General features: G+C 42.5%; 12 protein-coding genes. 7 read left to right on the forward strand and 5 right to left on the reverse strand.

The window, feature by feature from the left end:
- The first annotated feature begins 88 nt into the window (after positions 1–88).
- Complete coding sequence (locus CH373_RS04785; RefSeq protein WP_100715254.1) at positions 89–1,240, forward strand: DNA methyltransferase; 1,152 nt, start codon at positions 89–91, stop codon at positions 1,238–1,240.
- A 61-nt stretch (positions 1,241–1,301) separates the two neighbouring features.
- Here the strand turns inward: CH373_RS04785 and CH373_RS04790 are convergent, their stop codons facing one another.
- Entirely contained in the window at positions 1,302–1,730 is a 429-nt protein-coding gene (locus CH373_RS04790; RefSeq protein ID WP_100715253.1) for an SRPBCC family protein, read from the reverse strand.
- A 326-nt stretch (positions 1,731–2,056) separates the two neighbouring features.
- Here CH373_RS04790 and flgG point away from each other — a divergent pair, with 326 nt between their 5' ends.
- Genes flgG through CH373_RS04815 form a run of 5 tightly spaced genes read left to right on the forward strand, consistent with a single transcriptional unit; the run spans position 2,057 to position 6,056 of the window.
- Entirely contained in the window at positions 2,057–2,857 is an 801-nt protein-coding gene (flgG, locus tag CH373_RS04795; protein ID WP_100715252.1) for a flagellar basal-body rod protein FlgG, read from the forward strand.
- Between the two features lie 6 nt (positions 2,858–2,863).
- Positions 2,864–3,772, forward strand: a complete 909-nt coding sequence (gene flgA / locus CH373_RS04800) for a flagellar basal body P-ring formation chaperone FlgA (RefSeq protein WP_207761499.1) — start codon at positions 2,864–2,866, stop codon at positions 3,770–3,772.
- A gap of 1 nt (position 3,773) precedes the next feature.
- Positions 3,774–4,448, forward strand: a complete 675-nt coding sequence (locus tag CH373_RS04805) for a flagellar basal body L-ring protein FlgH (RefSeq protein ID WP_100734072.1) — start codon at positions 3,774–3,776, stop codon at positions 4,446–4,448.
- 20 nt (positions 4,449–4,468) lie between these two features.
- Positions 4,469–5,575 (forward strand): flagellar basal body P-ring protein FlgI, encoded by a 1,107-nt coding sequence (locus CH373_RS04810; RefSeq protein ID WP_100712968.1) that lies wholly within the window; start codon positions 4,469–4,471, stop codon positions 5,573–5,575.
- Between the two features lie 10 nt (positions 5,576–5,585).
- Positions 5,586–6,056, forward strand: a complete 471-nt coding sequence (locus CH373_RS04815) for a rod-binding protein (protein ID WP_100712969.1) — start codon at positions 5,586–5,588, stop codon at positions 6,054–6,056.
- A gap of 85 nt (positions 6,057–6,141) precedes the next feature.
- Here CH373_RS04815 and CH373_RS04820 read toward each other — a convergent pair whose 3' ends face one another.
- From CH373_RS04820 to CH373_RS04835, 4 genes are read right to left on the reverse strand one after another with little or no spacing between them, the layout of a single operon-like run.
- Positions 6,142–8,397, reverse strand: a complete 2,256-nt coding sequence (locus tag CH373_RS04820; protein ID WP_100712970.1) for a YhjD/YihY/BrkB family envelope integrity protein — start codon at positions 8,395–8,397, stop codon at positions 6,142–6,144.
- On the reverse strand, positions 8,394–9,320 hold the full coding sequence (locus tag CH373_RS04825) for a class I SAM-dependent methyltransferase (RefSeq protein ID WP_423789758.1): 927 nt from the start codon (positions 9,318–9,320) through the stop codon (positions 8,394–8,396). Before CH373_RS04825 ends, CH373_RS04820 begins: the two co-directional genes overlap by 4 nt.
- Positions 9,296–9,940, reverse strand: coding sequence for a class I SAM-dependent methyltransferase (locus CH373_RS04830; RefSeq protein WP_100712971.1), 645 nt, complete (start codon positions 9,938–9,940; stop codon positions 9,296–9,298). Before CH373_RS04830 ends, CH373_RS04825 begins: the two co-directional genes overlap by 25 nt.
- The gene (locus CH373_RS04835) at positions 9,930–11,222 is read right to left on the reverse strand and encodes an ATP-grasp domain-containing protein (protein WP_100712972.1); all 1,293 of its coding nucleotides are present in this window, start codon (positions 11,220–11,222) and stop codon (positions 9,930–9,932) included. Before CH373_RS04835 ends, CH373_RS04830 begins: the two co-directional genes overlap by 11 nt.
- Positions 11,223–11,349: 127 nt before the next feature.
- Here CH373_RS04835 and CH373_RS04840 point away from each other — a divergent pair, with 127 nt between their 5' ends.
- On the forward strand, positions 11,350–12,216 hold the full coding sequence (locus tag CH373_RS04840) for a flagellar hook-basal body protein (RefSeq protein WP_100712973.1): 867 nt from the start codon (positions 11,350–11,352) through the stop codon (positions 12,214–12,216).
- The last annotated feature ends 10 nt before the right edge of the window (positions 12,217–12,226 follow it).

A 12,226-nucleotide genomic window follows, 5' to 3' on the forward strand; every position in this document is an offset into this window, starting at 1 on the left:
TTCTTGTTTATGTCTCTGTTTCTATACTCGAAAAGATTCTGGGAAACTGAGCCAACCTTCCGAAAAGGAAAACAAAAAGGCAGGAAGGATGAGCCAGACACTACGAAAGAAAGAGAGAAAAATTCTTACAGGAGAATTTTGGACATCTAGACAAAGGCAGTCTCACCCGATTCATTACGTGGTCAGTTATCGGGCTTCGTTTAAGCCGGAACTTCCTTCCTTTTTCATAGAAAGATATCTGAAAAATAACAAGGGAATCGTACTAGATCCGTTTGGTGGGAGAGGGACTACTGCGGTTCAGGCGAATCTGGACGGATATCGCGCAGTGCATAACGACATCAGTCCGATGTCTCTTTATCTCGCGAAATCTAGACAAAGCATTCCTTCGATCGAAGCATTAGAAAGCACATTATCAAAGATGGATTTATCAAAGAAGGCAAAAGAAGAAGAGATCGATGAAGATCTTTCTGCCTTCTATCATAAGGATACTTTGAAAGAGATTAAGAATCTTCGGAAGATTATCTCAGAAGATGATTCTCCGGAAATAAGGTACATCGGACTCACTGCTCTTTCGAGATTGCATGGGCACAGCACAGGATTTTTTTCAGTCTACAGCTTCCCGCAGATTTCGATTCCTCCTTCTGCACAAAAAAAGAATAACGAAAAGAGGGGATTGGTTCCGGATTATCGTGAAATCAAGCCTAGAATTTTACAAAAGCTTCGACGTGATTTAAAGGATCCTCTGCCTCCTTTTTATCATGAATTCTCTTCTAGGAATTTGTATATTAATAATTCTTCATTGGATATGGCCGATCTTCCTGATTCTTATACAGATTTGGTCGTAACTTCTCCTCCCTTTTTGGACAAGGTAAATTATGAGGAAGACAACTGGTTGAGATATTGGTTCTTGGACATCACTTTAGACTTGAAACAAAAGCCCAGTATTTTTTCCACTTTGGCTGGTTGGTGTGAATTCATCCAAGGAACTCTTCGAGAACTTTCCAGGGTACTGAAACCAAACGGAGTTCTCGTCATGGAAGTGGGAGAGGTGCGCAAAGGGAAAAACGTTTTTAACCTGGACGAATATGTGATTCGTTGTGCGGAAAACACCGGCTTGGAGTGGGAGAACACTTACATCAATGCTCAGAAATTTACAAAACTTGCAAATTGCTGGAATGTCTCGAATAACGAAAAAGGTACGAATTCGAATCGCTGCGTCGTGTTTAGAAACCTAAAGTAGGAATTCGGACTTAGTTCCAAGATCAAATAATAAACTAAGAGCGCGACCTTTCAAAAGAAAATCAATCGTTTAGATGAATTTTTACATCGTAGGGAGCAGGATGTCCTTCTCCTCTTTCGATCCAATTTCTGAGTCCGAGTAGGAAGGTCGCCCATTTGGTACTGCAGTGGTACATAAATTCAACTGGCTTTGCCCAATTTGCGTGAGTGAATAATACATATGTCTGCTTTTCTTTATAAACTAATTTGAATGTAATCGTAGTTCCTAGCCATTCCTTGGGCCCACGAATGCAGTTCCACTGGACGAATTTATTTTTGATCAGTTTTTCGACCTTCATATCCGTAAAACCAAACAGTATAATTCCGTTTAAATTTGCATTTCCAGTTGTGTCAGAAACCCACCAATGCGATAGACCAGAAATCGTCGTCAGCGCTTTATAAACCTTTTCCGGCTTTGCGTTGATACCTACTCGATGAATTATATCCGGCATTTTCTTTCCCAAATCAGAAAAATGTTCACATATCTATAAATTATTTTTTTAAGATGTAAAGTTAAATTGCGGAGTTGATTCATTGGGGTGGGTACTTGGAAAGTGGCCCCACCCTTCTTTGGGTGGGGGCCGGTGCGGTGGAAGTACCGATCCCCGAATTTGCACGCGATAGCACGAATAGGCCGTTTGGGCAAGTTAATTTTGGTGGGGATACTCTTGTAGGAGCTCCTACAACCACCTTTTCCTGGAACTCTTTCCTGGAAATTTGTGCGATTGCTTAGGGAATTTGCAAATTCGTCCGATAGGGTTAGCAGAGGTCGAAATCTATGATGCGCTCCCTGTGGACGGCTGCGACTGGAATGATCGCGCAACAATTCCATATTGATACAATTTCCAATAACCTAGCCAACGTAAATACCACTGGCTTCAAAAAGAACAGAGCGGACTTCGAGGACCTAGTTTACCAACATATGGTACTAGCAGGAACTCCTGCAACTTCTGTAAGTGAAATCCCGACCGGTGTCAATGTTGGTCATGGTGTTAGAGCCGCCGCCTCGCAGAAGTTATTCGAGATCGGATCCTTTCAGGCCACTGGAAATAAGCTAGATTTGGCGATCACGAGTGAAATGGGTTTTTTCAAAATTCTGATGCCGGACGGTAGCTTTGCATTCACGCGCGACGGTTCGTTTAAAATAGATTCGAACCAACAAGTGGTTACTTCTAACGGTTACCTTTTAGAGCCTCCGATCATCCTTCCAGAAGGAGCAATTCTGAATACTTTGATGATTTCCGAACAAGGCGAAGTCACTGTAAAAATCGGTGCAGATGTTCGACCAACAGTGATCGGTCAAGTAGAGCTTTATCGATTTGTGAACCCTGCCGGTTTGCAAGCGATCGGCAAAAACCTTTTCCAAGAAACTGTCGCCTCGGGCCCGGAAATTCCAGGCTCACCCGGAATGGAAGGATTCGGTAATGTACTGCAAGGCTTCTTGGAAATGTCCAACGTAAAGATCGTAGAAGAAATGGTGAACATGATTGTCGCTCAAAGAGCCTACGAGTCCAACTCTAAAGCGATACAGACTTCCGATAACATGCTTTCGACTGCGATTGGTCTGAAACGAGGATAGGAATAAGTGACCTTCCGCTTAACCTTCATTAATTTAGCTTTGTTAAGTGCATTCTATTTTTTTGATACTAGTCTGCATGCGTTAGAGTCGATTTATTTGAAGGGAAAGGTTTTCACTCAAAAGAAGGAAGTTTACCTTTCTGACATCGCTAAAATCTCAGACTCCGTAAAGGACAGAATCATTTTCCAAGATTTAAGTGATCCTACAATTCTCCGTCCTGAGGATCTTCAGTCCAGGCTGAGCGATGTTTCCGTTTCCGGAAAGGAGACGATAGTAATTCCTTTGAATTCTGAATTAGATCCGTCTGATTTGGAAGAAAGTCTTTTGAAGGAGATTTCGAAACTACCTCAGGGTGAAACTTCGGAATTCAAAATAACCTATATGAGTGGGGACAGAGCAGTTCCTGAAAAAGGTGTGGATCTAAAATGGGCGGGGCTTCCTCGAGTGATTCACGCGGGACAGATCGTAGCATCTTTGGATTATTATTTCCAAAATCGTAAAGTACATACTCAAAGGATCAAATTTAAGATCGATAAAAGGGCAGAAGCTTTTTTTGCAAAGCGCGCAATTCGAAAGGGTGAAAGACTCACCGAAGATTCTATCGAAAAAAGGGAAGTGTATTTGGAAGAGCCCTTTCAAGACGGAATAGGTCCCGAATCTATAGGATGGACTGCGTTAGTAGATCTTTCAGCCGGGGAACTACTTCGCAAAAAGCATGTTAGGTTTCTTTACGATGTGCAAAGGGGTGGGGATGTAAATCTGGTTTATATCTCCGGAAATTTAGTGGTCAAAGCTAGATCCAAAGCCTTGAGTTCGGGTAATATCGGTGATAAGGTAGAAGTCACTGCTCATTCAAAGGATGGCAGACTAACTGCCAGAGTTGTAGAGAAGAATACGGTACTTTTGGAAAATTGAAATGATCCAGTTTTTGAAAAAAAGAACCACTGCGATTTTCCTACTTTCTGTTCTCGGAATCGTAGGCGTTTTCAGTCAGGACGTTTCTCAGTGGGAAAACAAGAATCCGTACTCGAGAGCCCAGAATTTGAAAGTTGGCACTTCGATCTATGTTCGAATTAAGGACGGATTTACCGCAGAGTTCGAAATCGAATCTACAGCAGATGAAAGTATTACACTGAAAGCAGTTCCAGACAAGAAAATCATTCCAGAGATGCCTTCCTTCAATCACGATCGCACGATCGTTAGAAAGAATAAGGGAAAAATCAAATCGTTAGGAAAACTAAAAGGAAATATGACTGTGATAGTCTCGGCAATTGATCCGGGGACTGGATTGCTTACTCTGCAAGGCGCAAGATCTTCCACTTATAATGGGGAGCCTTCCACAGTTCAGCTGACCGGATTATTGGCGCCCGAGTTTGTATCCAAGGAAAACTCCGTGGACGCGGATCGAATTGCAAACTTGCAAATTCAGTTTACCGGTGCGATTCGTCCTAAAAATCCTCAGCCTGCGATTCAATTAAAAACTGTTACGAATCCGGACGGATCAGTCACCGTAAAAGCGGACCTGTCCGAAGAGGAAAAACAGAGACTTATTTTGAATCAATTAAACCGCCTTTTGGGTGAATCACAATGAAAGCGCGACAACCTCGCAGAATGGATGTTAAATTCTTCCCTGCTCTCATTGTAATCTTTTTGATTCACACACTTTTTTCATTCGACGAATGGTCTAGTCTTTCCTCTGCAGAAGTTCGTTTAAAAGAAATTTCTAATATAGAAGGTATTCGAGATAACCAGTTGACCGGTTACGGAATTGTCGTAGGACTTCCTGGAACTGGTGATACAAAGACTCCAGTAACGACAGAGAGTATGAAGAACTATCTGAAAAATCTGGGAGTTGATGCGAATCTAAAACCGGAACAGACCAGAAACATCGCTTCGGTGCTTATCACTGCAAACATTCCATCGTATTCTAGGAAGGGAGATCGAATCGACGTAACAGTTTCTTCGATCGGAGATGCGAAATCGCTCGAAGGAGGAGTCTTGCTCCAGTCCCCTCTGAGAGCAGGGAATGACAAGATATTTGCGGTCGCAAGTGGTGTGATTTCGTTTGGAGGAAAAGCGAACAACGAAAGGTCGGGTTTAGGAAGAGGAACTAAAAAAACAGTCGGAATTGTCCACCAAGGTGCAATTGTAGAATCCGAACTCAATCAAGATTTCTTCTCAAATCAAAAAATCGTAATACGTTTTCACGAGCAGGATTTTTCTCAGCTCAATAATGTTATTGCAAAGATCAAAGAAGCGATTCCGTCTAAGTTCAACCTAAAGTCGGAAGTGATCTTGCCACTTTCTCCTTCTGAAATATTAATCAATATCGGTTCTGAATTTACGAACAAATCGGATCTCTACCTTTCTTTGTTAGCAGATTTGGAAAATCTCACTGTGGACTCTAGTACAAAAGCGAAGGTGGTCATTAACGAAAGGTCAGGGGTCATCGTGATGGGAGGAAATATCGTTATCGACGAAGTTGCCGTCTCTAGATCCGGGTTGAGCCTTTCCGTGGCAGATAAAAATCGTAGGAACCCTAAGCTGGGACAGACCCAAGAAGCTCCCAAGGAATCTTTTGTGATCGAAGAGGCGACCCAGGTTTCGGATGTAGTCGATGCTTTGAATAAAGTAGGAGCTTCTACCCGAGACATTATCGCAATTTTGGAAGCTTTAAAGAAGGCCGGAGCTTTGCACGCCGAATTAGAAGTGCAATAAGGAGATTGTCGTGATAGATCATATTCAAAATTACAGTCATCGTTTAGACATCACCCAAAGACCGGAGATCCAGGGTCTGCTTCGAGAAGAGAAGAACGCCAAAAACGGGAAAGCTTTTCCGGAAATTTTGAGAGAAAAATTCAACGAAGAATTATCAGGAGTCGTATCTTCCTCCGAGATAAGAATGCCTCACAATATCAAAGAAGAAATCACAAAAGATCCCTATCGCAAAAAACTATTCGATGCTTCCGTAGAATTCGAATCCATCTTTGTAAAGATGATGTTAAAGGAAATGAAATCCTCGGTGGAAAAATCCGGATTGATTAACGGCGGTTATGCTGAGGAAATCTTCGAGGATATGCTCTACGACGAATATTCTAAGAATTTGTCTAAGAATTCCTCTCTGGGTCTGGCAGAGCAGATCTATCAATCTTTATCTTCTAATTTATCTCCAGTCGGAAAACTGAATTCTAAAATCTAAGAGAACTAATCTTAATCGATTTCTCGGCTGATAGTTTCAGGGACGTTTGGATTTTAGCTTTTTATAATATTTCAAAAGAGGCGATCTAGTCTCCCAAAAGTTGTTTGAAGGTTAGCTGGTCTAGCTCTTTCTGAAGATTCGATTCCGTTCTTTCCACTTTGTCTCGTATCCTTTCCGGGTAGAGATGCAAATTGGCGTCTTCTTTTAACAATGCTTCCGGTATTTTTCTGTAAAAGTCTCCCAGAGTCAGATCCTCTCCGGAAGCAACCGGTAGCCAGTAGCCTGAATCTGAAGTTTCCACTAGGAGGCCTACCTCGGACAGAGTTTTTGTCAATCTAGGAATTTCTTCCAGATTCAAGCCGGAGGTTCTTGCCAAATCTTCTATCGAAGCCGGATTTTTGTTCTGCCTTTGCACTAAGTATGCTGACTTAAGCACGGCTAAAAGTTTTCTAAATTCGAAACTGAAGGAAGTGTGGTGTTCTTCGACTAACTGAAACGGAGCCAAGTATCTTTCGGGAAATTGGATGCAGGCGGTAATTTCAGCTCCGTATAATACGATTAAGGAGAGAGAATAAACCCCGATTAAAAAAATCGGGATGGCAGCTAACGCTTTGTAGACGATCATCGTGGTTTCTGAAAACGATGTGAGATAAATCTTAAAGCCGTATAGAAAGGCCAGAAAAATGGTACTGGTCATAGCTGCACCGAAACCGGCCGCCGAGATCGGAACTCGAGTATTCGGAATGAGAAGGAATAAAGCCATAAAAAATAACCAAATTCCGGTCAGAGGAAATAAGAATTTTAGAATATTATAAGCGGAGAATACGGCATTTCCTCCCCGCAGTGGAATTGTTACATATCTTACATCCCTGTATTCTGAAAGGCTAATCTTCTTGTATTCACCGATATTGAGCAGGCGAAATCTTCCATTCTCGCTTCTATCAAAGAGCATGGACGCAAACACCTTACCTTTGATTGGTACATAAAAGGAGTTCCAGTGTTCTCCTCCATCAATCGAAACTAGAATGTTCCCGAGAGTATCGAGTAAAAAAATATCGGTAGATTCTACGTTTTCTACGGACCAAACTTTTTGAAACGTGTATCGTTTATGGCTCAGGTTTCTCCAGGAACCACCTCCATCTACTGACTTGAATATTCCTCCTCTTTCTCCGGTAACGATCAGCTCTCCGGGTTTCATCTGATGAATGTCCTTCAATCCTTGTCCTGCGATCTTAGTGGAGTTCCAGCTAACACCTTTGTTCTCGGTAGTCCACACGTTCCCGTCATCATCGACCAAGTAACCTTTTTCAGGGGTTGGAAAGTAAATTCGGTTCGCTCTAATCTTTAGAACGTTTGGAAAGATAGGTTTGTAACTTCTACCTTTGGATCTAAAAAGAAGTACCTCTCCGTTTGCAAAAACAAAGAAATAGTTCCCATCTTCTACAAATTCAAAATCTTTGAATTGAGTGCTTTCAAAATAAATGGCATTCCATACGGAACCGTCCACGGGTCGGAAAAGAAAAAGCCCTTTTTGAGAGAGTGCAAAAACCTGCTCATCTCGTACAATAACTCGGAGAAAATCCTGCTTGTTCAATTCCGGTTTTTGACAAAAGTCCAAGCGAGTTCCGAAAGAATCTAAGCAGCGAATATTTTCCAGATCAATATCAGATTCTTCTAATTTATAATCTTCTTTTAAATCTGTGTTTAAGCGAAATAGGTTTCCACCTTCCCCGGCAATCCATATCCTGCCGCCTTGCTCTTTGTCCATGCTAAAATAATGGGCCGGGCGAAAGAAATTTGTGATCCTTTCCACGATTCCTTCCCCGATTACGATTAACAACGGGCCGATAGAAAGGATGAAAAAATAGAAAACGAATTTCTGCAAAAATGATCTGCTGTATTCGATTCTCCAGATTCCATTGAAGGAATTCTCGAGGGACCTTAAAACTGCAGTGGCGGAAAAAACAAGAATTACAAAACCGATCGCTCCGATTTGTCTAGCTGCATCGATCAATTCACCGATCGTTTCTAAATAAGGATTAATGTCTAAGTTGATATTGCTCGTTAGGAAGAATGCGTTGATCTTATCGAATATTTCTTCCTTTCTATTTTCCAGGCCTGAGGTAATCGTTAACAAAGATAAGGCGACGGTAAGCATCGGTATCAGGGAAACAATGGTCGTGTAGGAGATCCCCGAAGCTTTCATGAAACAGTCGTCTTTTACGAATCGATACGCAGATGCTGCGATTACTCGAATCGTAAAATTGATAGAACGCAAAAATCCTCCATCCGGGATATAATCAAAAACTCTGCTGTATTTTGCGTTCGGGTGAGAATTCATGTTTCCCCTTTTTTCACCGCGTAGATTACCATAGACGAAGTAAGAGGAAAGCCCGATTTCTTGATCTTACTCAGAAAATGGTATTTGGTTATCGAAATCCAGCGAAGATAATCCTTCCAAGACTTGAAACTTCCACGTGATTTTTTCAGTTTTGCGATCAGCGAAAAATCGACTCCGAGGTAGGTGATTACACTCTCAAAATTTCGGTTTGCAAGAATTTTCCGAAGATTGGATTCCGAATAATAATAAAGATGTCCGGGCAAATAATAATGATACCCCGGACCAGAGTCTTTGGCCTGCCAACCTTCGAAATTAGCAGTTTGTAATACGAGAAGTCCTCCAGGTTTTAGGATCTTTTCCAGTTTATCAAATACTGCTCTAGGATTTTCTAAGTGTTCGATTACCTCTACCAAAGTAATTACGTCGAAAAAATTTTCCGGAAGATCTGCGTCCAAGAAGTGAGAATTCCAAACTTTGATTCCGCGCGCAGTACATGCTTGGGCTGCATAGGCAGAAACTTCTACACCAAATGGTGAAAATCCCAGCTCTTTCGCGCAGTTCAGAAATCCACCGAAGGAACATCCGATGTCCAAAAAGTTCCCACTTGATTTCCATTTTCCTATATTTTTCAGGCGGGCGATCCATACGTATCGATCGTAAAATTCAGTTTTTCTTTCGTCTTTGTAAGTGAATCCTTCGCTGCCGGTATAATATTCTTCGGTATACAGTTCTTCGGCCTTCGGTCTCGGAAATTGAGCCTGCAATCCGCAAGTGTCGCACTTAAAAATCGGAAGTTGAAAGTCGGAAAAAGAAGAAGTGTAGTGTGGCTTCCACTCGCAAGCACCGTCTAACGCGCACTCTTCTTTCAGAAAGGCGGAAGCACTTTGATCCGGAGGGTTTATTTTTTTGCGAGAAAAATCCAATGGCAAATCCTTTCTTCCAATTTACCGATGGGCGTTCTTTCTGTGTACCCGATTTCGAGCTGGGAGAAATTCTGGAATAGTGTCCGGACGTCTTCTTCAGAGTAAAACCAAGTGGATCCACCTTTTAAATCGGAGGTTCCGATTGTCCCGTTTAAGGCTTTTAAATGAGTATCTCCTACTGCACGAATCGAGCCAGCCAAGTATCCACCAGATTTTAAGATTCTGAAAAAATCCTCCGCGATTTGCTTAGCTAATTCCAGGGAATTGTAATGTAGTACTCCCCAGTTTACCACGAGTTCGAACTCTTCGTTTGCAAAAGGAGTCGGTGGCAGATCCACAAGTTTCGCCTTTGCCCAAGGATAAGATTCCTGAATAGTTTGAATAGAATTCTCGCTGTAATCGGCGGCTGTCACATCGTATCCGAATTCTCTTAACAAAAGACAGTGCCTGCCGGAGCCTGCGCCGAAATCGAGAGCCCTCGGATTATCTGTGTTAAATGAAGAAGGAACACGACTTAGAATTCGTACTAAATTTTCGTCCGGATAATTTAGCTTAGATTTTTCCCTTGTGTAATGAGCTTCCCATACTTTTTTCGAAGGGTGGTTCGAATCATCTGACATCGAATTCAGCTCTCATTCTTGCAGATACACTTTTGTTCCAGACTTCTTCCGAAATGTTTGAGTCGGATCGAATCCCTATCACTTTTGTTCTGCATTCGTTTCCGGAATTTGTATCGAGTCTGGAGCCCGGATCCTTTAAATTGTTTTCGTAAAGTACGGTTTCATGAGAATCCAGAACGAATTGAGCATTCGATTTCAGGATAGAAATTCCCTTGGGTGGGACTTCGAAATGAATCTGGGCTTTTTTGTGCCTAGATACTTTCAACAAGGAAGTCGGTGGAGTGAATTCTGCTCCAATCAACAATTTCACTAAATTTGCAAAGTAGTCGTATCCGTAGTACCCGGGAACTAGTACATCTGCCAGGTGCTCTCCTCCAACTTCGGGACTAGCTTCTAACAAAAACAATTCTCCCTCCCGGTCGATTCTGAACTCTGCAACAAAAGGGCAATTTTTCAAGCCGGTTAATTTGGTGATCGCTGAACAGAGCATTTTGATTTCGCCAATCAATTCAGGGTGCGAAAACGGAAGTCGATGAGAGATTTCTAAAAAAGGAGGAAATTCGGTGAGGTCGTTGAGAGTGATTCCGACCAAATGAAAATTGTGGGAATCCACAAGACCCAGAACAGTACATTCGATTCCTGTAATATACTCTTCCAAAACCCAGGATTCTTTGGGGAGCTCCTGCTTCGTATTTCCTGCTTTTTTTGCGGGGACCTTTTTTTTAATCACGCCCTTTGCGCTTTGTTTGTGGGAAGAGTGCGTTACAGAAGAGAAGAATTTGCTCGCGTCTTCGTCGGATTTTATTAAGCGAACACCGTGCTTTCCGCTACCCTGACTAGGTTTGGCAATCCAAGGATACGGAAATGACTTTTTCTTGGCGTTCAATTCTGTCCAAGGGATTTCTTTCGGAGTCTTGATCCCTTTTTTTCCGCAGACTTCTTTTAGGATCTTTTTATCCGAAAACGTATGCACCGAGTCTATGCTCGCATATCTCAGTTTTAGTTTTTCAGCCAAGAAAGCTGTGGAGTAGGTCGCTTTCCCGAAAGACCTGGTTCCGATTCCTAGAACAGGTGTGTGCAATGGACTTTCTGAAACCGCTTTATATATTTTACGATATTCGTGAGTGGATTCTAGGATTCGTAAACTTGCGGAAGCAAACCCCGGAGCTGTGTCATTTCGATCCACTGCAATGACTTCCAAGCCTATGCCCAAGCACGCTTGGATGAGTGGGAGTTGGTTTTGCCCCGCTCCAATGGATAGAAAATAGCCCTTTCTTTTCATCCTCTGGATAGTTACTTTCTGAACAAAAGAGTGTCAAAGGTTTTTTGGATATGGGACAAAATCTGCCTTAGGGAAATTGATAAACCGCCGATTCTAGAAAGAGAAATTCCGTGTTTGGGAGAGTAAGATGCTAAGGGGAATTTACACCGGTTCTAACGGGATGACAGTCCAGCAGACTAGAATGGATGTGATCGCGAACAATCTTGCCAACGTAGACAAGACTGGATTTAAAAGGGACACTACCTTGTTTAAAACTTTCCCGGAGCTTCTATTACATCGTTATAATGAAGATGGGGTCGGGAAAGTTCCGATGGGCTCCTTTGACACAGCGCCCGTAATCGGAAAATTAGGCCTGGGTGCCGAGGTAAACGAAGTCTATACTCGTTTCGAGCAAGGCTCAGTCAAAAAGACGGACAACCCCTTTGATATCATGTTGCAGGACCGTCCCGGATCCGAACATCCAGCTTTCTTTAGTGTGCTTACCAATCGAGGAGAGAGGCTATCTAGATCCGGGGCCTTTGTCCTGGATACGAACGGATACTTAGTAACTCCCCAAGGATTTCCTTTGATGGGAGAAAATGGACCGATCAAAGTGGCTCGAGGAAATTTTATGATCCGAGAAAACGGAGAAGTCTGGATCAACGGGGAACTTGGAAATGATCCGGTAAACGGTAGTACATCTCCAGATAGGAATCGTTTTGAGAGTCCGGTATTGCTGGATAGAATCAAGTTACGCACTGTAGAAAATCCAAGGCATCTGGACAAGGAAGGGGATTCTTTCTACGCGGATACTCCGGAATCAGGAGAGCCGAGGGCATTCTTACTGGAAGAGGAGCCTAGCATCTTGCAAGGATTTCTAGAAGCATCCAATGTGAACGTTGTCACAGAAATGGTGGAGATGATCGAGGTGAATCGTTCGTACGAAGCAAACCAAAAAACCGTACAAACACACGATCAGATGTTAGCCAAGCTGATCAATGATGTGTTGAGATAAAGTTAACCTA

The sequence above is a fragment of the Leptospira perolatii genome, assembly GCF_002811875.1.
In the GTDB taxonomy this organism is placed as follows: Bacteria; Spirochaetota; Leptospiria; order Leptospirales; family Leptospiraceae; genus Leptospira_B; species Leptospira_B perolatii.